Source organism: Pseudomonas sp. LBUM1655, from assembly GCF_059716085.1.
On sequence record NZ_CP166801.1, the window covers coordinates 3,773,151 to 3,797,750 of the forward strand.

The window sequence follows — 24,600 nt, forward strand, 5'->3', positions numbered from 1 at the left end:
CCACTCAAATAAAGACAGACATCGCCCATGCTCAAAGCCAGTCTGCGCAGCCACCTGACCCTGTGGTTCGCCGGTTTGTCCCTGCTGACGCTACTGAGCGTGGGCTTCTATGTCGGGCATATCGCCACCGAACAGATGAAACAGGCCAGCGGCAATGCGCTGTTGAATACCGCACGGTCGGCGGCGACGCTACTGGGCGAGCAGTTACGTGAACGGCAGCTTGAGGTTTATATGCTCAGCCGGGCGCCACATCTGGAGCGTGGCGATCTGGATAACCCGGCGATACTGAAGTCGATGCAACTGCGCACCCAGGCCCGCAACGAGTATGCGTGGATGGGGGTGACCGATGCCAAAGGCCAGGTGCATCAAGCGGTGAATGGTTTGCTGGTTGGTCAATCTGTACAAGCGCGCCCCTGGTTTCAGTCCGGATTGCGCGGCGAATACACCGGCGATCCCCATGAAGCCGTGCTGCTGGCCAAGTTGTTGCCGGGTACGCCCAATGGCGAGCCGTTGCGTTTCATCGATTTTGCCGCACCGATTCATGACGCCGAAGGTCAGGCGATCGGTGTGCTGGGCGCACACGCGCACTGGAGTTGGGTGACACGCATTGTCGAATCGGCAGCGTTTTCACATAAAAACTCCTCGCCGGATATCGAGGCACTGATCATCGATCACGACGGCAAGGTGCTGTACCCGGAAGCAATGATGGGCCAGCAACTGGCGGCTGGTGATTCGGCGTTGCCGGGCTGGTCGGTGGGTAACGGCTATCTGACCAGCATGGTGACCGTACCAACGCCATCGGGCACCGCGCTATCGTGGTCGATTGCCGTCCGTCAGCCACTGGAAACCGCGCTGCAACCGGCGCGCCTGCTGCTCTACAAATTGCTGTTCCTGGGCGTGTTCGCAGCGGTGGTATTCGCCTTGGTGGGGTATTACCTGGCGCTGTACCTGAGCCGTCCGATCGAACAACTCGTCCGCTCGGCCAGGCAGGTTCAGAACAATCAGCCCGGCGCGCACTTCCCGCTTCAGCATCCGGTGCGGGAGATTGCTCAGCTCGGCCAGTCGATTGATGCGATGACGCAATCGCTGCTCGGCAAGGAACGCGAACTGCAAGAAGCCAATGCTTCGCTTGAGGCCACCGTGGCGCAACGCACCGCCGCGCTCATGCAGGCGAACGCAGAACTGTTGAGTCTGGCGACTCACGATGCCTTGACCGGCGTCTACAACCGCCGTCGCTTCGACGAAAAACTCACAGAATACAGCCTGCTGTCCCGGCGCACGGGGCGCCCTTTTGCCCTGCTGCTGATCGACGCCGACCACTTCAAACGCATCAATGACACTCACGGTCACGCGGTGGGTGATGATGTACTGCAACAGTTGGCGCAGTTGATTCAAACCAACCTGCGCACCACCGACTTCGTGGCGCGCTACGGCGGTGAAGAGTTCGCCGTACTGCTGCCGGAAATCGCCCAACCGGATACCCCGGAAGTGGTCGCCGAGAAGATTCGCTCAGCGGTTGCCGATGCGAACTTCCCTGGCATCGGTCAGGTGACGGTGAGCATCGGCGTCGGCCTGGCGGATCCGGCGGACAACAACCAGACAGCGCTGATCAAACGTGCCGATCAGCAGCTGTATCAGGCGAAAGCTGCGGGTCGTAATCAGGTGGCTAGCAGCGTTTAACGTGCAGCGCCGCCCCCCCCTGTAGGAGCTGCCGAAGGCTCGGGCCGCGATCGGACGATGTTTTGATCTTGATTTAAAAAAACAAAGTCAAAAGATCGTCCGATCGCGGCCCGAGCCTTCGGCAGCTACAGGGATCGTCAGGTGTTGGTTTTGAGTTTGGTCCACAACCGCGTCGTCAGCCGCGCAATCTTCGCCGGCAGTTCTTCCACGGTGAACAACTTCTCCATCACCGCTTTCGGCGGATAAATCGCCGAATCGCCCTTTACGTCCGGGTTCAGGAACTCACTGGCCGCCGCGTTAGGGTTGGCGTAGTGGATGCTGTTGCTGATGTTGGCGATTACCTTGGGTTCGAGCAGGTAGTTCATGTAGGCGTAGCCGTTCTTCTCATGGGGCGCGCTTTTTGGCATGACCATCATGTCGAACCACAACGTCGTGCCTTCGTCCGGGATCGAGTAAGCGATGTCGATGCCGTTCTTCGCTTCTTTGGCACTCGCCGCAGCCTGGACAATGTCGCCGTTGAAGCCGATCACCGCGCAGACGTTGCCGTTGGCCAGATCGCTGATGTATTTCGAAGCGTGAAAGTACTGAATGTGCGGACGGATTTTCAGTAAGGCCTGCTCAGCCTTTTTGTAATCGTCCGGTTCGTGACTATGCGGTGGCAGGCCCAGATAGTTGAGGGTGATCGGCAGCACTTGGGTCGGGTTATCAATGAATGCCACACCACACTGACTGAGTTTTTTGATGTTCTCTTCATCGAACAACATCTTCCACGAGCGAGTGATATCAGTGTTGCCGAAAATCGCCTTGATCTTCTCGACGTTGTAACCAATGCCGGCGGTGCCCCACATGTAGGGATAGCCGTATTGATTACCGGGGTCGTTGACTTCAAGTTTCTGCATCAACAGCGGATCGAGGTTTTTCCAGTTCGGCAGCTGCGCCTTGTCCAGTTTCTGGATCGCTCCGGCCTTGATCAGGCGCGAGAGAAAGTGGTTCGACGGACTGACCACGTCATAACCGGTATTGCCGGTCATCAACTTCGACTCCAGCACTTCGTTACTGTCATGGATGTCGTAAGTGGTCTTGATGCCGGTGGCCTGGGTGAAGTTGGCCAACGTGTCCGGGGCGATGTAGCTATTCCAGTTGGAGATGTTGATGGTTTCTTCGGCATAAACGGATACCGATGTAGCCGCGAGTACGACCGTCAGAGAAAGTGGATGGATGCGCATGTTCTATCACCTGTGTTGAGTGGCTTTTGTTCTTGTGCGATATGCGGAAAATTCAGATTTCAGTTCTGGCCCTGACCGCCTCCACGCGCATGCGAAGCATGGCACCGATATCGAAGAAGGGGCGCGGCGGTAGCCAACCGGGCTCGGCCCGCTGCATCACCGATTGCAGCAATGGCGAATCGACGCCCGAGGCCAGCTCCGCCAACAACCGGCCCCACAACGTCCCGCGCGCCACGCCGGAACCATTGCAGCCCGCCACGGCAAACACGCCCTCTTCGACCCGGTCGAAATACGCCTGGCCGCTGCGGCTCGCGCTCAAATGGCCGGTCCAGGTGTACTGAATGTCTTGCTCGCCGAGGAACGGAAAACGCCGTTGCAGTCCGCGAACATGGTGCTGACGGCGTAGCGCGAGTTCGCTGTTGGAAAGATCGCGAGTGCGGTATTCGGCGGTGTTGCGGATCATCACCCGGCGATCCGGAGTCAGCCGCACCGTGGCGCCGAGGGGCCGGGTCGACAACACCCCCCAAGGCTCCACCGCGCCGATGGCCTGAAATTCCTGATCGCTGAGCGGCCGCGTGAGACTGGCGCTGAGTTCCATCGGGAACGTCGCACTGTCGGCAATGCCGACCCGGGGAATGAACGCGTTCAGGCAGACCAGAATCTGTTTGGCTTCGATGCTGCCATCCATCGTATGGGCGCGCAGCCGTCCCTGGCTCAGGCGCTCGATACCGGTGATGTCCGTGTTTTCGTAAACCGTGATGGTGTCCGGCAATGCGTTGAGCAAACCTTTCACATATTTGGCCGGTTGCAGCAATGCGTTGCCGTGGCCGCACCAGATCGCCGCTTCGTAGTGGCGAGTGCCAAGTTTCTGCGCAAGGGCCGCGCCTTGCACAAACTCTGCGCGGGCGCCGAGGGCGCGCAGCGTCGCCAATTTGGCATCGACATGGTCGAGCTTGGCCCGGTCGTTAACGGCGAAGTAGTAGCCGCTGTCGCGAAAATCGCAGTCGATCGCATGGCGAGTGATCCGCTGGCGCACTTCTTCGCTGGCCGCACGGGAAATCATTGTGTCGACTTCAAACCCGGCGAAACCCTGAGCGCCGATCAACTCGCTTTGTGCAGGATGTTCATGGGCCACGACAAAACCCGAATTGCGCGCCGAAGCACCTTGAGCTGCCCGCTGCCGATCAACCACCACAATGCGCGCCTGAGGATGCATTTCGGCGAGGGTATGCGCGGCACTGAGGCCGGTGATCCCGGCGCCGATGATCAGCCAGTCGGCTTTTTGCGCACCACTCAGGCGACCGCGATCCGGCGAGCTGCCAGCCTGCGCGATCCAGCCACATACGTTTTCCATGCACCACCTCATTCGACTGTCGTTCTGCGCCTTGCTTCTGCCTGGCGTTCATGCGTGAATCGCATGCGCCGATGGAGAAATCTGCCGCTAGAGCTAGAATCTATAAGGTCTTTGCCGGACCGACCAACGCTATAAAATCATCGAGCCATTCTGAAAACGCATGGATAAAATTCGCCACGTTCCCTCACTGCAAGCCATGCAGGCGCTCGTGGAAGTCGCCGGTTGCGGCAGCTTCACCACCGCCGCGCAAAAGCTATGCCTGACCCAAAGCGCGGTGAGCCGACAGATCCAACAACTGGAAAGCCACTTCAATGTCGCTCTGTTCATCCGCACCAGCCGCAACCTGCACCTGACCCCGGAAGGCGAACAAGTGCTGGCCAGCGCCCGCAGCATCCTTGATCAATTGAAAACCCTTGAAGAACGCCTCGCCCCCCAAAAGCGCCCATTCCGCATCCGCATGCATGTGTCACTGGCGGTGCGTTGGCTGCTGCCGAAACTCAGCGACTTTTATCTGAGCCATCCCGAGGTGTCGCTGGCGATTGAAACCGTCGCCACCGAAGTCGTCGAACCGGGCAATGACAGTGACGCCTACATTCTTTATCTGCCGCAGCCGTCGACCGACCCGGATTGCCTGACGCTGTTCGAAGAAACGCTGGTGCCGGTGTGTTCACCCAATCTGGCAAACGCGCCGCGCTCGGTAGAGGAGTTGCTGCGTTTTGCCTTGCTGCATCGTTCGGCGGATCGCCAGGCATGGATCGAATGGCTGGCCGCGAATGACGGCAAACCGCTGGAGGATTACCGGCACATTCCGTTCAACCTGGATGAGTTGGCACTGGATGCGGCGGCGCGGGGATTGGGCGTGGCAGTGACGGACATGACGCTGGCGGCGGAGTCGCTCGAGCGCGGGATATTGGTGGTGCCGTTTGGTGAGCCGTTAAGAACTGGGGGGATTTATTCGCTTTGTCCGCAGCCTTCGGCGGCATCGCACCCGCAATGCACACTGGTGATGCGCTGGTTTGCCGAGCAGGCCATGAACCCAATTGCCCTGTAGGCGCTGCCGCAGGGGATCGAGCGGGTTGTTATTGCGGAAACGTCTGCAGATACGCCAGCAGATTTTCGAGTTTTTCCTCATCACTCAGCCCCCAGAAAATCATCCGCGTGCCCGGCACCACGCCTTTTGGATCTTTCAGGTAAGCCTTCAGCGTTTCGTGATCCCACGTCACTCCTGAATTCTTCATCGCATCGGAATACACGTAGTTCGCCGAGATCCCGGCTGGCCGACCGATGATGCCGTTGAGTTGCGGGCCGAACCCCGGACGCGCGGACTCGCCGACTTGATGGCAGCCGCCACACAGACGCGGAAAGATTTTTGCGCCGGCCTCAGGGTCACCTGCGGCGTTCACGGCGGTGCTGACCAGGCCAGTAGTGAGGATCAGGGCGAGGGACAGTGAAGCGGTGTTTTTCATCTAGGGTTCCGGAACGGCAGGAATCGGGCGGCGCAAGAGTAGCACTTTGGTTTACAGGTAAGCGCCGACGACTTTTCTGACGGTGATCAACGCCTGACGCAATACCTCCATGTCCACCGACCCCAGCGCCAGCCGAATCGCATGCGGCACGTGCGTCGCCACCGAAAACGGTTCGGCGGTGGTGACTGAAATCTGTTGCTGCATCAACTCCACGACAATCTGATCGGCGCGTACGTCTTCCGGCAGCGGTAGCCACAAAAAGTACGAGGACGGGTGAGTGATGCAGGGCAATCCGTGGAGCAATTCGGCGGCCATTGTCTGGCGGGCTCGCGCATCATTACGTTTTTGCTCCTCAAGCTGAGTGACGGTGCCATCATCGAGCCAACCGCAAGCAATCGCCGTCATTATTCCGGGGGTGTTCCAGGTGGTGGCGCGGATGATGCGCTCCAGCGCCGGCACCATGAGCGCAGGCGCCGCGATGAAACCGACGCGCAGACCAGTGGCGATATTCTTGGAAAGTCCCGACACGTAAACCGTGCGCTCCGGCGCCAGGTCGACCAACGTTCGCGGTGGGTTTTCCACCAGAAAGGCGTAGGCCGCGTCCTCAATGATCGTCAGATCATGCCGACGGGCAATCGAGACCAGTTGCTCGCGCTGCTCAAGAGGCATGACCCAGCCCAGCGGATTGTGCAGAGTCGGCATGCTGTACACGGCGCGCACCGAGCGGCTGCAGCAGAGTTTGTCCAACGCCGCCAGATCAGGCCCTTGCTCGTTGATCGGGATCGCCACCACTTCCAGATGCAGCGCTTCGGCCAGCACTTTGAACCCGGAATAGGTCAGCGCATCCGCCGCAATCACATCACCCGGTTTGAGCAGCGCCATCAACGCAACCGCCAGCCCTTGCTGGGCGCCGTTGACGATGAGCACTTGCTCGGCCTCGACGCTAACGCCGCGGCTCAGCAAATGACGCGCGACCGAAGCGCGCTCATGCTGGCGGCCGGCGTGGGGTTGATAGCGCAGCAGCGATTCCAGGTCCCCGGACAACGCCAATTGCCGCAACGCCGTACGCAATAGATCAGCCTGACCGGGCAATGACGGGTAGTTGAAATTGAGATCGATCATGCCGACCGCCACGTCCTTCTGATCAATGCCCTGCCCTGGCGACAACAAGGTTTCCCGCACAAACGTGCCGCGCCCGGTTTCGCCGCTGACCAGGCCCATCGCCTCCAGCTCGGCGTACACCCGCGAGGCGGTGACCAGCGCCAGCCCTTCCCTTGCTGCCAGTTCTCGATGAGTCGGCAGTCGCGTGCCGGGGGCCAGGCGTCCAGAGCGAATGTCCGTCGCATAGGCATCGACAAGGGTCTTATAGCGGGAGCGCGGCATGTAGGGATGTATCCATGACAATTTTTTGATTGTGCTGATTCTCGGCCGCAGGATGGCAGCAACGCAACCCCACCTTTGAGCGTGACCTCGTATGGAACGGACATCAAACCTGACAAACCCGGCTCTCGAAAAAACCAGCGGCTGGATCAACGGCTTTATCGGTGTGGTGATCTTCAGCGGCTCGCTGCCGGCCACCCGTCTGGCGGTGCTGGAGTTCGACCCGGTGTTTCTCACCGTTGCGCGCGCGGCCATCGCCGGGGTGTTGGCAGTGATTCTGTTAGGGCTGTTTCGTGAACGGCGTCCGGCGCGCAACCAGTGGCTGTCGTTGTTCATCGTCGCGATGGGTGTGGTGCTGGGCTTTCCATTGCTGACGGCGTTGGCGCTGCAACACGTGACGTCGGCACATTCGATTGTGTTTGTAGGATTGCTGCCACTGGCGACGGCGATTTTTGGCGTGTTGCGTGGCGGTGAACGTCCGCGAGCGGTGTTCTGGTTTTTTTCGGTGCTGGGTAGCGCATTGGTGGTTGGGTTCGCCTTGTCGCAGGGGCTGACCGCTTCGCCCACCGGTGACTTGCTGATGCTCGCGGCGATTCTGGCCTGCGGCCTCGGTTATGCCGAAGGCGCAAAACTGTCGCGCACTCTTGGTGGCTGGCAGGTGATCTGCTGGGCGCTGCTGTTGTCGCTGCCGCTGATGGCGCTGCTCAGCCTGTGGCTGGCGCCCGCCTCGTTCAACCACATCAGCCTGTCGGCATGGCTGTGCCTGGCTTATGTGTCGCTGTTCAGCATGCTGATCGGGTTTGTGTTCTGGTATCGCGGACTGGCGCAGGGCGGGATCGCGGCGGTTGGGCAACTGCAGTTGCTGCAACCGTTTTTCGGCCTGGCACTGGCGGCGACGTTGCTGCATGAACAGGTCAGCGTCGGCATGCTCGCGGTAACGCTGGGGGTGATTCTGTGTGTGGCGGGAGCGAAGAAATTTGCGAAATAAGACTCAGGCTCCAGCCTTCCATTCGCGGGGGCTTAATCCGGTCTTGCGCCGAAATGCCCGGGCCAGCGCCGAAGGGCTTTCGTAACCGACTTCTTCGGCGATCAGCGCAATCGGCTTGCCCTCGCGCAGGCGTTTTTGCGCGAGGCTGACCCGCCAGCTCAGCAGATAATCCGCCGGGGGCTGGCCGACGACGCGACGAAACTGTTCGGCAAATCCGGCACGTGAAAGGTTGGCCACTGTCGCCAGATCGGCCACGCTCCACGCTTTCGCTGGTTGTTCATGCATCAGATTCAAGGCGCGAGACAGGCGTGGATCGGCCAGCCCGGCCATCATTCCCGGTTGTTGATCACGACGGCTGATGAGGTGACGCAACAGCAGAATCACCAGCAATTCGAACAGCCGATCCATTACTGCCACGCGCCCGCAATGACCTTCGAAAGCTTCCTTGAACAGCCATTCCAGGGTGCTGTTCAATTCCGGGATTTCGCTGAGTTTGAGCACCAGATAATCCGGCAGCGCCGCCGCCAGAGCATTGCCCGAACCGCCATCAAACGTCAGCGATGCGCAGACCAGTTTCGTCTTCATGGCCTCATCGGCCACCATGCGATGGGCAAAGGGTCTGGGGAAGAAAATCAGTGCGGGCTCATCAAGTCGGATCTCGCGCTGATTGCCCGGCTTGAGCAGCAACTCGCCAGCTTGCAACAGATGCACATGACCATTCTGCTCGCCCTCATGAACGCTGACGCCGCAAAAGTCGCCGCTGTGAAAAGTGCCTGCATGTACAGCGAAATGGCTGAGCAAGGTGGAAAGGCGATCCATGGGCGACTCCCGAGCGAATATCTGGACGATCTGTCGCATATCCTCGACGATCCGCAGCCAAAGCACCAGACGCGCTGATTAACATTAACTCCATCGCCGGCGCACTTCGCGCCCGTCTTTCGGAGAATCACCATGAGCCGCATCAACGCTATCAGCCTCGAATCCGCCACCGACGCCACCCGCCCAGCGCTGGAAGGCGTGAAGAAGAAAATCGGCTTCCTGCCCAACGTGTTCAGCACACTGGCCAAGGCACCGGTCGCCCTTGAAACCTACCTGCAAGCCTCGACGATACTCGGTAAAACGTCGCTGAGCGCCAAGGAGAAAGAAGCGGTTTACCTCGCCACGTCCCAGGTCAACGGTTGCGATTACTGCCTGTCGGCCCACACGTTCTTCGCAAGCAAGGCCGGGCTGTCAGCGCAGGACATCCTCGCGGCACGTCAGGGCGAACTCAACGCCTACGCCGCCCTTGCCCAGCAAATCACCCAAAGCCGCGGCCACTTGAACGACGAGCAGATCGCCGCCGCCCGCGCTGCCGGGATCGATGACACGAAGATCATTGAGGTGATAGCGCTGGTGGCGGTGCAGTCGCTGACCAACTACCTGAACAACGCGGCGCTGACCGATATCGACTTTCCGGCGATTTGAAACCTGGCCACACACAAAACCAATGTGGGAGCTGGCTTGCCAGCGATAGCGGAGGGTCGATCGACATCGATGTCGACTGATCCAACCTCATCGCTGGCAAGCAAGCTCCCACAGGGATTAGGTTGCTACTGCAAGGGCGTTTAATCGTGATCAACGCCCGCGCGTTTTAACAACTTCTTGCAACGTTCCGACAGATGAAACACCTGCAAATGCTTGCCAGCCTTCTCATAGCGTTCACGCAAGGTTTTCAGCGCGGCGATGGCCGAGTAATCGACAAAGCTCAGATGCCGGCAATCCAACGTCACCCGCGCCGGGTCATTGGCCGGGTCGAACCGGTTGAGAAACGGCGTGGTCGAGGCGAAGAACAACGTGCCGTGCAGCCGATAGAGCTTGCTGCCATCGGCTTCCAGATGCTCATCGGCATACAGTTCACGCGCCTGTTGCCAGGCAAAATTCAACGCAGCGATGATGATGCCGCACAGCACAGCGGTGGCCAGATCGGTGAACACGGTGATGGTGGTCACAGCGATGATCACCAGCACATCGTTGAGCGGCACTTTGTTCACCACGCGCAACGAGGCCCAGGCGAAGGTCTGCTGCGACACTACAAACATCACACCCACCAGCGCCGCCAACGGAATACGCTCGATCAGCGGTGACAGAAACAGGATGAACAGCAGAATCAGCACGCCAGCCACCACGCCGGACAGACGCCCGCGCCCGCCGGAACTCAGGTTGATCACGGTCTGGCCGATCATTGCGCAACCGCCCATGCCGCCGAATGCGCCGCAGACCATGTTTGCCGCGCCGAGCGCCACGCACTCGCGATCAGGGTAGCCACGGGTTTCGGTGATTTCGTCGGTGAGGTTGAGGGTCAGCAGGGTTTCCAGCAGACCGACCAGCGCCATCAGAATCGCGTAAGGCGCGATGATGCCGAGGGTTTCCAACGTCCACGGAATGTCCGGCAAGGCGAAAGTCGGCAAGCCGCCGGCAATGTGCGCCATGTCGCCAAGGGTGCGGGTCGGCAGGCCGAACAGGTAGACCAGCAGACCCACGCCAAGAATCGCCACCAGTGCCGGCGGCACCGCGCGGGTCAGGCGCGGCAGGATGTAGACGATGGCCATGGTCAGCAGCACCAGCCCGGTCATCAGGTACAGCGGCGTGCCGCTGAGCCAGTCTTCACCGTTCTTGAAATGCTCCAGTTGCGCCAGCGCAATAATAATCGCCAGACCGTTGACGAACCCGAGCATCACCGGGTGCGGCACCATGCGCACCAGTTTGCCCAGACGCAACAACCCGAACGCCATCATGATCAAACCGCCCAGCAACACGGTCGCCAGCAGGTATTGCACACCGTGTTGCACCACCAGCGCGACGATCACCACCGCCATCGAACCCGCCGCACCGGAGACCATCCCCGGCCGACCGCCGAACAAGGCCGTCAGCGTACAAATGATGAAGGCGCCGTACAGGCCCATCAGCGGATTGAGGTGGGCCACCAGCGCAAACGCAATGCATTCGGGCAACAGGGCAAACGAGGTGGTGAGTCCGGCCAGGACATCGGCGCGCAGACGAATCGGTTTCATGGTGTACCTGACTGAGCGGCCGAAGAGCGTGGCCGCAATGTTTTGCGGAAAAAGAGGGCTGCGGATGTTACGGAATTGTCCGGGATCGGGCCAGTGATCGCTGACACCGATCGACTCGCGCATTATGCTGGCGCGCTCCTGCACTCATCGAGTTCGAACATGTCTTCATTGCTGACCGCCCGTGAGGTTTGCCAGCGTTTGCGCGAGGCTGCGCTGGGCGTGCTTGCGTTCAGACTTTGCGAGACACCCTCCGAGGCCGGACTGGTCGCAGTGGATATCGAAGGCTGGCATCTACTGCTGGATTTTGAGGGTGAACGGTTGCATCACTGTGAATACGCCCGCAGCCCCGATGGCCATGAGGGTGCGCTTGAGACGTGGCAGCGTTATGGCACCGATCCGGTGAGTTTGCTGAGCACTTGGGAATTGACGCAGATCGAGAGGTTATTGGCGGGGATAATAAACACGGTTGATCAATGATGGCACTCTGCCCATAATTCGCCCCCCCTCTATTCCCACGCAAGGAACTGCCGTGAAGAAGTCGCTGTTGTTGATCCCGATGTTGGCGCTGTTGCTGCAAGGCTGTGGCATGACCATGACCCGCTACGAGCCGAGCTTTGAGAACGTCCAGAAGCTAAAGCAAACTCCGCCACTGCATGCGATCAGCAATCCTCAGGTCACCGCCGAATCCGGTGAAGGTTCGCTGGTGGTACGTGCCAACCCTGTCCGTTCGCCGTCCGGCAGCATCCCGGCGCACATTCAGGACGCGATAACCGAAGAATTGCGCAAGGCCGGCCTGCTCGATCCGCAAGCCCAGCGTCAGCTGAAAGTACTGGTGGTGAAGAATGAACTCACCGCTGGAATGGGCACGGGTACCGGCAAGCTTGCGGCGCGCTTCACCTTGCTCAACGGCAACGATGTCGTGTACGACGCGACCAAGGATGTCAGCAGCCAATGGAGCAGTAGCTTCTTCGGTTTTATTGCGATCCCCAACGCGGTCAACGCTTACAACCCGATGTTGCGCGATCTGCTGAAGGATCTGTACAGCGACCCGCAGTTCATCCAGGCATTGAAGTAACAGACAAAAAAAGAGCCGCAATCGCGGCTCTTTTTTTGGCTTCAGGCCCGTGGAGTAAGGCTTTCGAGTGCCGAGTACTTCAGGTTTTTGTTATCAACCATTTGTTTGAGCAGCGCATTGACCTGACGGGTGAACGTGTCATTCACCGCCTCTTTTGGTGTGTTGGCCATCAGCGGGATAAACCAGATGCCGATCCAGGTACCGACCGCGTCGTGATTGCTTGCGGTGGGCAGGGCCTGCCCTTGTCCATCCACGCTTTCCAGGCTCAGGGTGTACTGATCGGTGCCATAGGCCGGGATCACCCCCATGCTGAAACCACTGATGAACGCCAACACCATGGAGCCGGCGTTCGGCGGATGGTTGTACATCTTCAGGCGCAGGCTGTAATCGCCCGGCTGCTTCTGGAATTCATCCAGGGTGACACGGCCGAACAGGCCGGAATCAGCGAGTATTTTTTGTAGCTGTGGCTTCAGTTGATCGCGCGCTTGCGGTACTTCCACAGCGGAAGCACTTTTCGGCTCGCCCTGATAGAAGTCGAAATCGACATAGACGTTTGGCTTGTTGGCGTAGTTGGCCATCGAAGGCAATGTCACCGGCGCCACTTCGTCTTTGGTGAAACTGGCACAACCGCCCAGCGCGAGCACCAGGCCCAGCGCCAGAATTTTCCCGAATTGCATGATGTCCGTCCCTATATGAACAATGCCAAGTGATGGCAATGAGCCTTCATGTCGAAAGCCGGGCGGATTCTAGAGACAGTGATCGTCTGGGGAAAGACCGAATTCGGGAAAATGACAAAAATATTTGCTCAGCCCTGCCGTAAATCGAGGAGATAGGTGAAATAACCCGTATCTCGCACATACCCCAGTGACTCGTACAAACCTTGCGCGGTGAAGTTATCCGTTGCTGTTTCCAGCACCAGACCTTTCGCGCCGGTCTCCACGGCGAAATCGCGTGCAGTGTTCATCAGCAATCTGCCAACACCATGTCCACGGGCGGCCGGCACAGTGAACAGATCGCTGAGCAGCCAGGTGCGGTGAGCGTCGATGGACGAAAAGGTCGGGTACAACTGGACGAAACCCAACGCCTCGCTGCTCTCATCCTGAGCAAGAAAAATCGCTGATTCGTTGCCGGCCATGCGCTCGGCGATGAACGCTCGCGATTGCTCAAGGTTCGACGGTTGTTCATAGAAACCGCGATAGGCGTCGAACAGTTTTGCCACCGCGTCCAGATGCGTGGCATTGGCTCTTAATACATGAATAGTCATTTCAACACCCTGCTTTCACATCGATGCTCGAACCAGCATAGCGCTGCCCGTCGAATATGCCCCGGTGGCCCCTCAGCACTTGATGCAGTTCATTTGGTCGGCGACCCGCACCTAGACCTCCACCGGCGGGTAGATGGGAGAGATTAGTGGGGGTTTGTTTGTGATTTGAGGAAATCCTCGGTCTAGCACCCTGTAGGAGTGAGCCTGCGCGCGATGGCGCCCGGTCAATCGATGATGTCTTGGTTTACAGAACGCTATCGCGAGCAGGCTCATTCCTACAGGGATTTGTGATCAGAACACGATATCGGCGGCAGGTTTTACATCGATCCGCGCCACGGAACCGGTCAGGTGTGCCAGATCCTTGTTGTGTTCGGCAATGATGTCTTCGGCGCTCATGTTGCCGTTGTCGACGGTGGAATGTGCATCTGACACGAGCACCACGTCGTAGCCCAGTTGATGGGCCTGGCGCACGGTAGCGTTGACGCAATAGTCGGTTTGCAGGCCGCAGATCACCAGTTTTTCAAAGTCTTCGCTCGGCAGCAGTTTGCGCAGGTCGGTCTGGTAGAACGAGTCCGGGGTGGTTTTGCGTACGCGCAGATCTTTGGCGGACGTCTCAAGCCCTTCGGCCAGTTGCCAGCCTTCAGCGCCGTGGGCCAGCGGGCTGTCCTTTTCCTCATGCTGAATCAGCACCACCGGAACCCCGGCCTTTCGGGCGCGGGTGCTGAGGTCGTTGATGGTGCCGATCACGCGCTGGATGTCGTGGCACTGGTATTCGCCCGAGCAAAGTGCGCGTTGGACGTCGATGATCAGTAATGCGGTGGTCATGGTGGGCCTTCCTTGATCGATCCTTGAGACAGGGGCGGACGTGCGCCCGCCCCCTTTTTACGCCTCTCAGTAACCCAATGACAACCCGGTGTTGCGCCGTGGATCGTTGGCACCGTAGAAGCGGTTTTTGCCTACCGGCTTACCCTCCAGTGATGGCGCACCGACCAGAATCGCGGCGATATGGTTGGCGTCCTGCGGGCCGGCAAACTTGTGGCCCCAGCTCTCGAGGAGCTTCTTCGTGTCCGGGCTGGCGGCGAAGTCTTCGAGATTGGTTTCTTCCGGCATCCACTGCTGGTGAAAACGCGGCGCATCCACCGCTTCCTGCAAGCCCATGCCGTAGTCGATGACGTTGAGCATGGTCAGCAAGGTGGCGGTGATGATGCGACTGCCACCCGGCGTGCCGACCACCATCACCACTTTGCCGTCCTTGGTGACGATGGTCGGACTCATCGACGACAGCGGCGCCTTGCCCGGCGCGATGGCGTTGGCTTCGCCCTGCACCAGACCGTACATGTTCGGCACGCCAACTTTCGAAGTGAAGTCATCCATTTCGTCGTTGAGGATCACCCCGGTCTTGCTCGCCATCACACCCGCACCGAACCAGTCGTTGAGCGTGTAGGTAACCGAGACCGCGTTGCCCCACTTGTCGACAATCGAATAATGAGTGGTGTTGCTGCCTTCATGGGGCGCAACGCCGGGTTTCAGTTCAGCGGAGACCCCAGCCTTTTGCGGCTGGATGGCGTTACGCAGTTTGGTCGCGTAATTCTTGTCGAGCAGATGCTCGATCGGGTTCTTCACGAAGTCCGGGTCGCCGAGGTAACTGTTGCGATCAACATAGGCGTGGCGCATCGCTTCGATCTGGTAGTGCATGCCCTGGGCCGAATGGAAGCCCAGATCCTTCATCGGATAGCCTTCAAGAATGTTCATGATCTGGCAGATCACCACCCCGCCGGAGCTTGGTGGTGGCGCCGAAACGACATGGTAGCCACGGTAATCGCACTCCACCGGAGCCAGTTCGCGGGTCTTGTATTTGTCGAGGTCGGCCTGGGTGATGATGCCCTTGTTGGCCTGACTGGAGGTGACGATGGCATCGGCCACCCAGCCTTTATAGAAACCGTCGGCGCCCTTTTCGGAAATGGTCCGCAGGGTTTTGCCGAGATCTTTCTGCACCAGTTTTTGCCCGACCTGCATCGGCTCGCCGTTGCTGAGGAAGATCGAACCGGAATCGCGCATGTCCTTCTTGAACACGTCCGTGGCGTACTCCAGCAACTCCACGTCACCCTGCTGCAACTCGAATCCGTCTTCAGCCAGTTTGATCGCCGGGGCGATCATCTCCTTGCGCTGCTTGGTGCCGTACTTGCTAAGCGCCAGCTCCATGCCGGACACAGTGCCCGGCACGCCGACCGCCAAGTGGCCACGGGTACTCAGATCCGGAATGACGTTGCCATCCTTGTCGAGGTACATATTGGCGGTTGCGGCCAACGGCGCTTTTTCGCGGAAATCCAGGAAAGTCTTGCGCCCGTCCGCCAGTTGAATGGTCATGAAGCCGCCGCCACCCAGGTTGCCCGCTGCGGGATAGACCACCGCCAGCGCATAACCCACCGCGACCGCCGCGTCGACGGCGTTACCACCGCTTTTCAACACATCGACACCGACATGAGTGGCCAGATGTTGCGCGGTGACCACCATGCCGTTTTCTGCGGCAACCGGTGCCACCGAGGCGGCGTGAGCCATAAGGCAGCTGAGTGCCAGTGAGGTCGCTATCAGCGATTTGGCCAAAGGTTCGTACTTCATGAGTCGATCTCTTTTTTGTTTTCAGGGTCTGTGCAAAACAGAGGCGAACGCTTCAAAAGCAACAAGCAGTATGGTCGGGTTTGCGGTTTGCGCCTCCCCGGTCAGGCAGTATGCTGGGCGCTGTTGCCGTGCTGATCCGGAGTTCTTCCCCATGCCCTACACGTTCATCACCCTGCCCTCGCCGGTCGGCGAGTTGAAGCTGGTCGCGAACGGTTCACGACTGGCGGCCATCCTCTGGGAAAACGATAAACCCAACCGGGTGCGCCTTGGGCCGATGAGTGAAGCGCCGGACAATCCGATCCTGCTGAAAACCGCGCGGCAACTTGAAGAATATTTTGCCGGGACGCGAGATCGCTTCGACCTGGAGCTGGATTTTGCCGGCACGGATTTTCAGAAAAAAGTCTGGGCGGCGCTGCTGACGATACCGTTCGGCGAGACTCGCACGTATAGCCAGATCGCTCTGCAGATCGGCAATCCAAGTGCCGTGCGGGCGGTGGGCGCGGCAAATGGGCGGAACCCGATCTCAATCGTTGCGCCGTGTCATCGGGTAATTGGCGCATCGGGGAAATTGACCGGGTTTGCCGGGGGGCTTGAGGCTAAAGAGCGATTGTTGACGTTGGAAGGTGGTGACTGGTCAGAGGTTGGCAAAACTGGTGAGCTATTTTAAAGATCAGAAGATCGCAGCCTTATCGATCGAACAGGTTATTCATCGCCGCATACTGCAACAGCATGATGGTCTTGGCGTCGCAGATCTCGCCGCGCAGGAAGGCCGCCAAGGCTTCATCGAATGACCACTCCAACACTTCCAGCTCTTCGGTCTCTTCTTCCAGACCGCCGCCTTCGCTGACCTTCGACGCCGAGTCGTACTCGGCAATAAAGAAGTGCAGCTTCTCGGTGACCGAACCGGGGCTCATATAGGCCTCGAAGACTTTCTTCACGTCATGCACGCGATAGCCGGTTTCCTCTTCGGCTTCGTCGCGAATGCGCTGCTCTGGCGCCGCCCCCTCCAACAACCCCGCCGCCACTTCGATCAGCAGACCGTCATGACCATTGACGAACACCGGCAAGCGGAACTGACGGGTCAGCACCACCGAGCGCTTCTCGCGATTGAAAAGCAGAATCGCCGCGCCATTGCCGCGGTCATACACTTCGCGCGTCTGGCGCTGCCACTCGCCGTTATTGCGGTGGTAGTCAAAAGTGATTTTCTTCAAGAGATACCAGTCGTGGGACAACACCTGAGTCTCGATGATATTGACCCGTTCGGCTGTGTTAGCCATGACGCCTCATCCTTTTGTCATCAGAAAGCGTTCATAGTCGATTAATCGAACCGACAAAAAAAGCCCGGCAGCGCTACCGGGCTTTTTTTATTCACAACTAACGGGCGACGTGCAGCACCGTTTCATCCACCTCTTGTGCGCTTGCCTGCACTCCGGTGATCAGCGGCCCATAACGCCGACTGAACTCCCAGTTGTATGGCACACGATCCTTGCTGACGCCGTTGTCCCAGTTCACCGACCACGTCATCAGGCCCTTGATCGGGTGTCCTTTGATCGCCAACCGTTTGAGCACATTGCCTACAACGGTCTTGTCGATCACATAACCGGTAGCAGCCGCGTCGACGTTGGCGGGCAGACCAATGACGAACTTGTCCGCCGCGATCTTCGTGAAACCACGCGTGCCGGTCACCAGACTTTCCGTCAGGTAATAGAGGAAATCCTCTTTCAGCTCATCGTTGTTCTGCGCGATCCACGCGCCGGCACCGTTGTTGGCCTCCGGCACCCAGACCCCGTCGCCACCCTGGTTGTAGAACTGCGGGGCGATGAAGTCGTAGTAGCCTTCCAGTGCCTGCAAGTAACCGACGTACTTGCCGCTGCTGGTGAGGTACGGAAACTCCGGGGCCATGCTGATGATGAAGTGCTTGCCCTGGCCCGCGTAGTGATCCTTGACCAGTTTCAGCGCAGCCGGCAGGACGGTCTTGTTGGCAGCGAAATCAATCGCGCTCTGTTCAAGATCGATGTCCAGGCCGTCGAAGCCGTAGGTTTCCACCAGACGGATGATTTCATTGGCCAGTGGTTGTTCCTGGCCGCTGTGCAACTCGATGTGCGCATCCGCGCCACCCAGGGAAATCAACACCGCCCGCCCCTGACTGTTGAGCACGCCGACCTGACGGCGGAACTCGGCATCGGTCACGTTGAACGGCTTAAAGGTCGGAATCCCGCTGCCCTTCATGAAGGCCACGGCGACCACGTTGTACTCCTTGGGGACCTCCTCCAGCGCGATGTTGGCAAAGCGGCCTTGGCGATATCCGTCGCTCGGTCCCGCCGGCCAGTTGTGCCAGAAGCCCATGAGGATCTTTTTGTCGGCAATGCTCGGCATCAATGACGCCGCATCGCTCGCCGCGTTTTGCATTAAAGAGAAGTCGATATTTGACATGTTCTAATCCTTCAGAACGTGTGGGTTTTGACGACGCTGCGTCGTTATTTGAAGTCGACGTCGAAGGCCTGATAGAACGCGTTGCCGGTGTTGGCGACGATCCACATCAAGACGATAACGTGATGACCTTGCTTGTTCGCCGGAAGTTTCACCGAGTGATTGACCTTGGCCTTCAGCTCCGCTGAATGGCTGTAGTAAGGCACCTGAGTGTAGAAGTCCTCGAAGAACGGCTGCGCTTCCAGTTGCGCACGGGTGATGCGTTGTTTCGGGTCCCAGCCATCCTTGGTGATCAGCCAGCGATAGCCGCGGGTGGTGTGCGGCGCGGTGTATTCCCATTTGACTTCGAGGGTCTGACCCGGGGTGACATTGAGCAGCGGCCAGGTGAACGGACGACCGAGCTTTTGGCTCATCTCCTCATTCGTGAAGTTCACGCAATCACGCGGATCGGTTTTGCCGCCACTGAGAATGTAGCCGTCGGCCGGCGGCGCGACACTGGCAGAGTCGGATTCGTAGGGCGCTGGAAACGGCCCGGCCACCAGCGCCGGGAAATTCTTGCCGCCTTCCATTTCGTTGACCTGCCAGGCACCGAGCAATCCTTGCTCAATAGCGACCGCACCACGACTCGCCGGGGAGGTGACGCGACCGTGTCGCAGTTGGGTTTGTGCTTGTGGTTGATTCATGTTTTTCACTCCGTTGATTTAAGAACTCTCCTTTCCGAGGAGAGGCCTTCAAGCTAACGGAGGTGATTTTTTTGTCCATCGGCGGTTTTGTCGCAGATCTGTCCGACACAATCAGTAAAACAGCGAAAACACTGGATATAAACACAGTATATTGTGGCGAATCGCACTCGACGCATAGCCAAAGGCGTACACGTCGAAGTTACGAAATCCCGCATGGGTGACTCACGGTAACTGCGCCTGAAACTCCTTTTCGTACTGTCCGGCGAGCTGTTCTTTCTGGTTTTCGTCGAGTAACTTGCCGGCCATCTGGAAGAATTTGTGCTCCTCTTCCTTGAGGTGGTGATGAACCTTGTCCGAGAGCTTTTTCGCAGTTGCCAGCCATGCCGGGCTGGACATCTCGGTCTCGTCGAGCTCTTCCATCATTTCGTCCATTTCGTGATGTTCGGAAATGGCATGTCGGCTGAGGTCGACACCGTCGTCGAACTTCATCAGCGGGATATAGAAGTGGCGCTCTTCGGCGGTTTCGTGGGCTTTCAGCTCGGCTTTGAGCTGCTTATAGGCCTCGACGCGCTCCGGCGTATCTCCGCTGGTTTCGATCAGGGCTTTGGCGTAGGTGCGCTGGCGGTCGTGGCTTTCGCGAAGGGCTTCAAAAATGTTCATGGGGTGTCCTCATCAACCGCGTGCTGGAATGACGCTGTTAAGGCTAGACCGCAGCGCGTGAACGGCGGTTCCACCAGCGTTGCTTCAGGGCTTGGAACACGACCACCGGGCAGGATAATCTGGCGCCTCAGACCACAAGGAAGTCATCCATGAACTTGCGTATCGAGTTATCGCAGAACCCCAACGAAGAACAACGCAACGCCATTCTGGCGCCACTGCGTGCCCACAACGCAGCCAAAGCAGGCCCCTCGACATTGGAGCCGATTGCCCTTTTGGTTCGCGACGAGCACGACGCGATCCTCGGCGGCCTGTACGGCCACACGTTCTATCGGTGGTTGTTCATTGAGTTGTTGGCGGTACCAGAGCAGGGGCGCGGTCAGGGCATCGGCTCGAAATTGATGCAGATGGCCGAAGAGTTTGCGCGGAAGAAAGATTGCGTCGGGATTTGGCTCGACACCTTCTCTTTTCAGGCGCCTGAGTTTTACCGGAAAGTCGGCTATAGCGAGTGTGGCGAGATTTTGGATTATCCGCTGGGGCACAAGCGGCATTTTTTCCAGAAGCGCTTGATTGATTGAATTTGATAGCCCCTTCCCGAGCAGCCTCGCTCCCACATTTGAAATGCATTCCAATGTGGGAGCGAGCTTGCACGCGAAGGGGGCAGTCGCCTCAACACATGATCAGAGGCAGGTCGCCAACGCCGCCAACCGGCGCTTGGCCACGAAATCGTCCTTCTGCGCGTAGTAACTCAACGCCGTGCCCGACGCCTCCGTGCTCACATCGACAAACGACTCCGCCGAACGCGTGTAGACCGTCGAACCGGACTTTTTGCCCGGTTGCAGATAAGCCCCGGCGTCCACTCCGAACACCGCTTCGTCCTGCCAGGCAAATTGCACACACTGGGCGACGACTTTCTCGGGCTTGTTCGAGGTCAGGGTTTTGTAGGGCGTTTTAGTGCGAGCATCGTCCATCATCGAACCCGCGCAACCGGCCAGCAACGTTGCGGCCAGCGCCACCATCAGAATTCGCATTGCATTCGCTCATTCAGAAAAAAGCGGACTGTATCACCGCAGCAGCCCGAATCGTTCTGCTTTACTGCATTTATAGCGCGACACGCGCGAGCCGCTGCGGCAACCTAAGGTCATCAGCCTCACAAGGAAAACACATGGCGCCTACCGAGCAGCGACATGAACACGCCCTGAAACTGTTTCTCGACGCACGCCCCGAACTGCGCGAAACCCTCGACCATCTCAATCCGCTGTTGGCTCAGGCCAAGGGTGAAACCCAGGCACAGTATCGCGAAGAACGCCTGCATGAAGCGTTCGAGGCCGAGGCGGAAAGCCTAGGGTTGTTTGCCTGGGAACTGACCTTGCAACTGACGGCAGCAACGCCTGAGGAATATCAGGCTCACCGTCTGAACGTTCATCGCGAGGTGGCGGAAATGGCCGGCATGGACTGGCTGGAGTATTGCGACTTGTATGGAATAAAACCGTAACCGCCGCTCAAGGAAACAATCGACGATGCTGCCTTCCGCCTCGACTCACCGTGCCAGTCCCGGCCATCTGCATTCGAAAAAATGGCGTGGGCGCGTGGGACTGGCGCTGGTGGCCAGCCTTTCGGTGCTGGCGGGGATGACCGACGCCATCGGTTTCATGGCCAGCGGCGACTTCGTCTCGTTCATGAGCGGCAACACCACGAGGCTGGCGGTGGCGATCAGTGACGGCGATCTTGGGCTGACCGTACGCCTGGTGATTCTCGTCGCAACCTTTATTGTCGGGAATGCCTTGGGCGTTCTTGTCGCGCATCTCGGCGGACGACGGGCGCTGCCGCTTCTCCTGTGTATCGCCACCCTGCTCTGCGCGGCGGCAGCCTGGCCGTATGACTCGCAACTGCCGGCACTGCTGGCGGCGATCATTGCGATGGGCATGCTCAACGCGTCGGTCGAGGAAGTGAATGGTCTGCCGGTCGGGCTGACGTATGTCACTGGCGCACTGTCGCGGTTCGGCCGAGGACTGGGCCGCTGGATGCTCGGCGAGCGGCGCAGTGGCTGGCGCGTGCAACTGGTGCCGTGGAGCGGGATGTTCGTCGGCGCCATTCTGGGCGCAGTGCTGGAGCATCATCTGGGACTGAAGGCGATGTTTGTCAGCGGTTTGCTGGCGGCATTGATCGGGCTGCTCTCGCTTAAAATCCCCCGACGCTGGCAGTTGGGTTACATGCCGCGCTGACCGATGTCTGCCTCCCCGTGGGCGGGTACGCAACTTGGGTTTCGCGACCGCCTCGATAAAGCTTTATCATGGCCGCAGTTTTGCTGACCGAGTCCGTCATGAAGTTCGCCATCGCACTGTTTTCCGCCGCCCATGCGCCCTCCTCGCGCCGTGCCCTGCTGTTTGCGCAGGCTGCACTGGCCGGTGGGCATGAGATTGTCCGGCTGTTTTTCTATCAGGATGGCGTCTACAACGCCTCTGACGCGGTGGTTACTCCGCAGGACGAACTGGATCTGCCCAAGCAATGGCGCACCTTCATCAACGAGCAGCAACTGGATGGCGTGGTGTGCATCGCCGCCGCTCTGCGCAGGGGCGTGCTGAATGACGAAGAAGCCAAGCGCTATCAGCGTGACGCCGTGTCCGTCAGCGCGCCGTGGGAGTTATCCGGCCTCGGCCAGTTACATGACGCGGTGCAAGACGCTGACCGCCTGATCTGTTTCGGAGGCGCGTGACATGGCCAAATCCCTGTTGATCATCAGTCGCCAATCGCCATGGTCCGGCCCCGGTGCCCGCGAAGCGCTGGACATCGTGCTGGCCGGCGGTGCCTTCGATCTGCCGATCGGTCTGCTGTTTCTCGATGACGGCGTGCTGCAACTGGCCGCCGGGCAAAAGGCCAAGGCCCTGCAACAGAAAGACCTGAGCGCCAACCTGCAAGCGCTGCCAATGTTCGGCGTTGAAGAGCTGTTTTATTGCATCGACAGCGCCACCAGCCGTGGCCTGAACACGCTGTCGCTGGACGAAGCGCAACCGCTCGCAGCCGAGCAAATCACCGCCCTTATTGACCGTTACGACCAGGTGATCACCCTCTGATGTCGACTTTGCATGTGTTGTCTCATTCCCCGTTCGGCGACGATCGCCTGACCAGTTGCCTGCGAGTGATCGGCCATGCCGACGCTTTGCTGCTATCCGGCGACGCGGTATATGCCCTGCAACCGGGCACCGCTCCTTTCACCGCACTGCAAACTCGGCGGGTGAAACTGTACGTGCTGGCCGAAGATGCAGAGGCCCGCGCTGTACAGGTTCCAGAATGGGCAGAAACCATCGACTACCCGGCCTTCGTCGAACTGTCGATCCAACACGACAAGGTCAACAGCTGGCTATGAATTGCATGACCGTCGGCGCCCGCGCCATCGAACTGGACAAGGACGGCTTCCTCGTCGACCTCAGCGACTGGTCACACGACGTCGCCAGTGCCCTGGCCGCCGCCGAAGATATCGAGTTGACCCCCGAACACTGGGAGGTGCTCGAACTGCTGCGCAGTTTCTACGATGAGTTCCAACTGTCCCCGGCCACTCGACCGCTGATCAAATACACCGCGCTGAAACTCGGCCCGGACAAAGGCAACAGCCTGCACCTGAACCGACTGTTCAAAGGCACCCCTGCCAAACTCGCCGCGAAACTGGCGGGCCTGCCCAAACCGACGAATTGCTTATGACCGATTTCCCAGCGCTGACCCTTGAAACACCTGCCGAGCACCCGTTCGCTCAATTCGTCAGGATCCTCGGCAAAGGCAAGCGCGGCGCCCGCGATCTGACTCGCGAAGAAGCCCGGCAAGCCATGGGCATGGTGCTGGACGACAAGGTCGAGGACACCCAACTCGGCGCCTTTCTGATGTTGCTGCGGCATAAAGAAGAAAGCGCCGAAGAGATGGCCGGTTTCACCGAAGCCCTGCGCGAACGTTTGCAGGCGCCAGCCTTGAACGTCGATCTGGACTGGCCGACCTATGCCGGCAAGAAGCGCCATCTGCCGTGGTATCTGCTGGCGGCCAAGTGTCTGTCGCAAAACGGTGTGCGCATCTTCATGCACGGCGGCGGCGCACACACCGCCGGGCGCTTGTATACCGAACAGCTGTTGGCCGAGCTGAATATCCCGCTGTGCCGCAACTGGCAGCAGGTCGGCACGGCGCTGGACAACGGTGGCCTGGCATTCATGCCGCTGATCGACTGGGCGCCACAACTGCAAAAGATGATCGACCTGCGCAATACCATGGGCCTGCGCTCGCCGATCCACTCGCTGGCGCGAATTCTCAATCCGCTGGGCGCGCGTTGCGGGTTGCAAAGCATCTTCCACCCCGGCTATCAGGCCGTACACCGCGATGCCAGCGGTTTGCTCGGCGACACGGCGATTGTGGTCAAGGGTGACGGCGGTGAAATCGAGATCAACCCCGATGCCGACAGCCATCTTTACGGCACCAGCGGCGGCGAGAGTTGGGACGAGGAATGGCCGCAGTTGTCGGCACAGCGCCACGTCAAACCGGCCTCGCTGGACGTCGAGCACTTGAAAGCCGTGTGGCGCGGCGACGTGGTCGACAGCTACCCGCAAATGGCACTGATTTCGACCATGGCCCTGGCGCTGCGCGGTCTCGGCCAGAGCCGCGAGCAGGCTTTCGAAACCGCCGAACAATACTGGGCCGCGCGGAATAAATCGATTTAACCGATCATTCGCGCCCGATCTTTGCGCTTTT

29 protein-coding genes and 1 pseudogene are annotated in these 24,600 nt (G+C 59.2%); 15 read left to right on the forward strand and 15 right to left on the reverse strand.

Annotated elements, in window-relative coordinates:
* Positions 1–27: 27 nt before the first annotated feature.
* Positions 28–1,680 carry a sensor domain-containing diguanylate cyclase gene (locus ACA074_RS16845; RefSeq protein WP_489880223.1) on the forward strand — a complete coding sequence of 551 codons (1,653 nt, stop codon included), beginning with the start codon at positions 28–30 and terminating at the stop codon, positions 1,678–1,680.
* A 137-nt stretch (positions 1,681–1,817) separates the two neighbouring features.
* Here the strand turns inward: ACA074_RS16845 and ACA074_RS16850 are convergent, their stop codons facing one another.
* Complete coding sequence (locus tag ACA074_RS16850; protein ID WP_497677435.1) at positions 1,818–2,906, reverse strand: polyamine ABC transporter substrate-binding protein; 1,089 nt, start codon at positions 2,904–2,906, stop codon at positions 1,818–1,820.
* 52 nt (positions 2,907–2,958) lie between these two features.
* The gene (locus tag ACA074_RS16855; protein ID WP_497677436.1) at positions 2,959–4,260 is read right to left on the reverse strand and encodes an NAD(P)/FAD-dependent oxidoreductase; all 1,302 of its coding nucleotides are present in this window, start codon (positions 4,258–4,260) and stop codon (positions 2,959–2,961) included.
* A 160-nt stretch (positions 4,261–4,420) separates the two neighbouring features.
* Here ACA074_RS16855 and ACA074_RS16860 point away from each other — a divergent pair, with 160 nt between their 5' ends.
* Positions 4,421–5,311, forward strand: a complete 891-nt coding sequence (locus ACA074_RS16860) for a LysR substrate-binding domain-containing protein (protein ID WP_497677437.1) — start codon at positions 4,421–4,423, stop codon at positions 5,309–5,311.
* A 28-nt stretch (positions 5,312–5,339) separates the two neighbouring features.
* Here ACA074_RS16860 and ACA074_RS16865 read toward each other — a convergent pair whose 3' ends face one another.
* Entirely contained in the window at positions 5,340–5,726 is a 387-nt protein-coding gene (locus ACA074_RS16865) for a c-type cytochrome (RefSeq protein ID WP_489880227.1), read from the reverse strand.
* Positions 5,727–5,777: 51 nt separating this feature from the next.
* Positions 5,778–7,109 carry an aminotransferase-like domain-containing protein gene (locus ACA074_RS16870; RefSeq protein ID WP_497677438.1) on the reverse strand — a complete coding sequence of 444 codons (1,332 nt, stop codon included), beginning with the start codon at positions 7,107–7,109 and terminating at the stop codon, positions 5,778–5,780.
* 91 nt (positions 7,110–7,200) lie between these two features.
* Between ACA074_RS16870 and ACA074_RS16875 the strand changes: the two genes are divergently transcribed.
* Positions 7,201–8,094 (forward strand): DMT family transporter, encoded by an 894-nt coding sequence (locus ACA074_RS16875; RefSeq protein WP_497677439.1) that lies wholly within the window; start codon positions 7,201–7,203, stop codon positions 8,092–8,094.
* 3 nt (positions 8,095–8,097) lie between these two features.
* Here ACA074_RS16875 and ACA074_RS16880 read toward each other — a convergent pair whose 3' ends face one another.
* Positions 8,098–8,913: an AraC family transcriptional regulator gene (locus tag ACA074_RS16880; RefSeq protein ID WP_497614582.1), complete on the reverse strand. Its 816-nt coding sequence runs from the start codon at positions 8,911–8,913 to the stop codon at positions 8,098–8,100.
* 132 nt (positions 8,914–9,045) lie between these two features.
* Between ACA074_RS16880 and ACA074_RS16885 the strand changes: the two genes are divergently transcribed.
* Positions 9,046–9,558 carry a carboxymuconolactone decarboxylase family protein gene (locus ACA074_RS16885; RefSeq protein WP_497677440.1) on the forward strand — a complete coding sequence of 171 codons (513 nt, stop codon included), beginning with the start codon at positions 9,046–9,048 and terminating at the stop codon, positions 9,556–9,558.
* Between the two features lie 140 nt (positions 9,559–9,698).
* Here ACA074_RS16885 and ACA074_RS16890 read toward each other — a convergent pair whose 3' ends face one another.
* On the reverse strand, positions 9,699–11,144 hold the full coding sequence (locus ACA074_RS16890; RefSeq protein ID WP_401267519.1) for a SulP family inorganic anion transporter: 1,446 nt from the start codon (positions 11,142–11,144) through the stop codon (positions 9,699–9,701).
* A gap of 159 nt (positions 11,145–11,303) precedes the next feature.
* Here ACA074_RS16890 and ACA074_RS16895 point away from each other — a divergent pair, with 159 nt between their 5' ends.
* Both ACA074_RS16895 and ACA074_RS16900 read left to right on the forward strand, forming a co-directional pair.
* Entirely contained in the window at positions 11,304–11,621 is a 318-nt protein-coding gene (locus ACA074_RS16895; protein WP_497677441.1) for a DUF7693 family protein, read from the forward strand.
* A 52-nt stretch (positions 11,622–11,673) separates the two neighbouring features.
* Complete coding sequence (locus tag ACA074_RS16900; protein WP_489880234.1) at positions 11,674–12,219, forward strand: hypothetical protein; 546 nt, start codon at positions 11,674–11,676, stop codon at positions 12,217–12,219.
* Positions 12,220–12,260: 41 nt separating this feature from the next.
* Here ACA074_RS16900 and ACA074_RS16905 read toward each other — a convergent pair whose 3' ends face one another.
* The 4 genes from ACA074_RS16905 to ggt form a co-directional block, all read right to left on the reverse strand.
* Positions 12,261–12,896 (reverse strand): hypothetical protein, encoded by a 636-nt coding sequence (locus ACA074_RS16905; protein WP_497614588.1) that lies wholly within the window; start codon positions 12,894–12,896, stop codon positions 12,261–12,263.
* Between the two features lie 128 nt (positions 12,897–13,024).
* Entirely contained in the window at positions 13,025–13,483 is a 459-nt protein-coding gene (locus tag ACA074_RS16910) for a GNAT family N-acetyltransferase (RefSeq protein WP_497677442.1), read from the reverse strand.
* 291 nt (positions 13,484–13,774) lie between these two features.
* On the reverse strand, positions 13,775–14,308 hold the full coding sequence (locus tag ACA074_RS16915) for a cysteine hydrolase family protein (RefSeq protein ID WP_489880239.1): 534 nt from the start codon (positions 14,306–14,308) through the stop codon (positions 13,775–13,777).
* 66 nt (positions 14,309–14,374) lie between these two features.
* The gene (gene ggt / locus ACA074_RS16920; RefSeq protein ID WP_489880240.1) at positions 14,375–16,102 is read right to left on the reverse strand and encodes a gamma-glutamyltransferase; all 1,728 of its coding nucleotides are present in this window, start codon (positions 16,100–16,102) and stop codon (positions 14,375–14,377) included.
* 151 nt (positions 16,103–16,253) lie between these two features.
* On the opposite strand from ggt, the gene ACA074_RS16925 reads away from it, so the two are divergent.
* Positions 16,254–16,769, forward strand: coding sequence for a methylated-DNA--[protein]-cysteine S-methyltransferase (locus ACA074_RS16925; protein WP_187678444.1), 516 nt, complete (start codon positions 16,254–16,256; stop codon positions 16,767–16,769).
* A 19-nt stretch (positions 16,770–16,788) separates the two neighbouring features.
* Here ACA074_RS16925 and ACA074_RS16930 read toward each other — a convergent pair whose 3' ends face one another.
* From ACA074_RS16930 to ACA074_RS16945, 4 genes and pseudogenes are all read right to left on the reverse strand, one after another.
* Positions 16,789–17,379 carry an NUDIX domain-containing protein gene (locus ACA074_RS16930; protein ID WP_401267501.1) on the reverse strand — a complete coding sequence of 197 codons (591 nt, stop codon included), beginning with the start codon at positions 17,377–17,379 and terminating at the stop codon, positions 16,789–16,791.
* 157 nt (positions 17,380–17,536) lie between these two features.
* A pseudogene (locus tag ACA074_RS16935) lies at positions 17,537–18,535 on the reverse strand (chitinase); the annotation flags it as partial.
* A gap of 44 nt (positions 18,536–18,579) precedes the next feature.
* Positions 18,580–19,215 carry a lytic polysaccharide monooxygenase auxiliary activity family 9 protein gene (locus ACA074_RS16940; RefSeq protein ID WP_187678447.1) on the reverse strand — a complete coding sequence of 212 codons (636 nt, stop codon included), beginning with the start codon at positions 19,213–19,215 and terminating at the stop codon, positions 18,580–18,582.
* A 222-nt stretch (positions 19,216–19,437) separates the two neighbouring features.
* On the reverse strand, positions 19,438–19,875 hold the full coding sequence (locus ACA074_RS16945; protein ID WP_187678448.1) for a hemerythrin domain-containing protein: 438 nt from the start codon (positions 19,873–19,875) through the stop codon (positions 19,438–19,440).
* Between the two features lie 149 nt (positions 19,876–20,024).
* Between ACA074_RS16945 and ACA074_RS16950 the strand changes: the two genes are divergently transcribed.
* A complete protein-coding gene (locus ACA074_RS16950) occupies positions 20,025–20,450 on the forward strand; it encodes a GNAT family N-acetyltransferase (protein ID WP_497614599.1) in 426 nt (141 codons plus the stop codon).
* Positions 20,451–20,552: 102 nt separating this feature from the next.
* Here the strand turns inward: ACA074_RS16950 and ACA074_RS16955 are convergent, their stop codons facing one another.
* Positions 20,553–20,903 (reverse strand): hypothetical protein, encoded by a 351-nt coding sequence (locus ACA074_RS16955; RefSeq protein ID WP_497677443.1) that lies wholly within the window; start codon positions 20,901–20,903, stop codon positions 20,553–20,555.
* Between the two features lie 134 nt (positions 20,904–21,037).
* Here ACA074_RS16955 and ACA074_RS16960 point away from each other — a divergent pair, with 134 nt between their 5' ends.
* The 7 genes from ACA074_RS16960 (at position 21,038) to ACA074_RS16990 (ending at position 24,569) form a co-directional block, all read left to right on the forward strand.
* Entirely contained in the window at positions 21,038–21,367 is a 330-nt protein-coding gene (locus tag ACA074_RS16960; protein ID WP_489880244.1) for a DUF6388 family protein, read from the forward strand.
* 25 nt (positions 21,368–21,392) lie between these two features.
* On the forward strand, positions 21,393–22,097 hold the full coding sequence (locus ACA074_RS16965) for a YoaK family protein (RefSeq protein ID WP_489880245.1): 705 nt from the start codon (positions 21,393–21,395) through the stop codon (positions 22,095–22,097).
* Positions 22,098–22,195: 98 nt separating this feature from the next.
* Positions 22,196–22,588 carry a sulfurtransferase complex subunit TusD gene (gene tusD, locus ACA074_RS16970; protein ID WP_401267489.1) on the forward strand — a complete coding sequence of 131 codons (393 nt, stop codon included), beginning with the start codon at positions 22,196–22,198 and terminating at the stop codon, positions 22,586–22,588.
* Between the two features lies 1 nt (position 22,589).
* Positions 22,590–22,946, forward strand: coding sequence for a sulfurtransferase complex subunit TusC (gene tusC / locus ACA074_RS16975; protein WP_187678454.1), 357 nt, complete (start codon positions 22,590–22,592; stop codon positions 22,944–22,946).
* A complete protein-coding gene (tusB, locus tag ACA074_RS16980) occupies positions 22,946–23,239 on the forward strand; it encodes a sulfurtransferase complex subunit TusB (protein WP_489880247.1) in 294 nt (97 codons plus the stop codon). The genes tusC and tusB overlap by 1 nt, the downstream gene beginning before the upstream one ends.
* Positions 23,236–23,571, forward strand: a complete 336-nt coding sequence (locus tag ACA074_RS16985) for a TusE/DsrC/DsvC family sulfur relay protein (protein ID WP_497614605.1) — start codon at positions 23,236–23,238, stop codon at positions 23,569–23,571. Before tusB ends, ACA074_RS16985 begins: the two co-directional genes overlap by 4 nt.
* Entirely contained in the window at positions 23,568–24,569 is a 1,002-nt protein-coding gene (locus ACA074_RS16990; protein ID WP_497677444.1) for a glycosyl transferase family protein, read from the forward strand. Before ACA074_RS16985 ends, ACA074_RS16990 begins: the two co-directional genes overlap by 4 nt.
* Positions 24,570–24,600 lie beyond the last annotated feature (31 nt).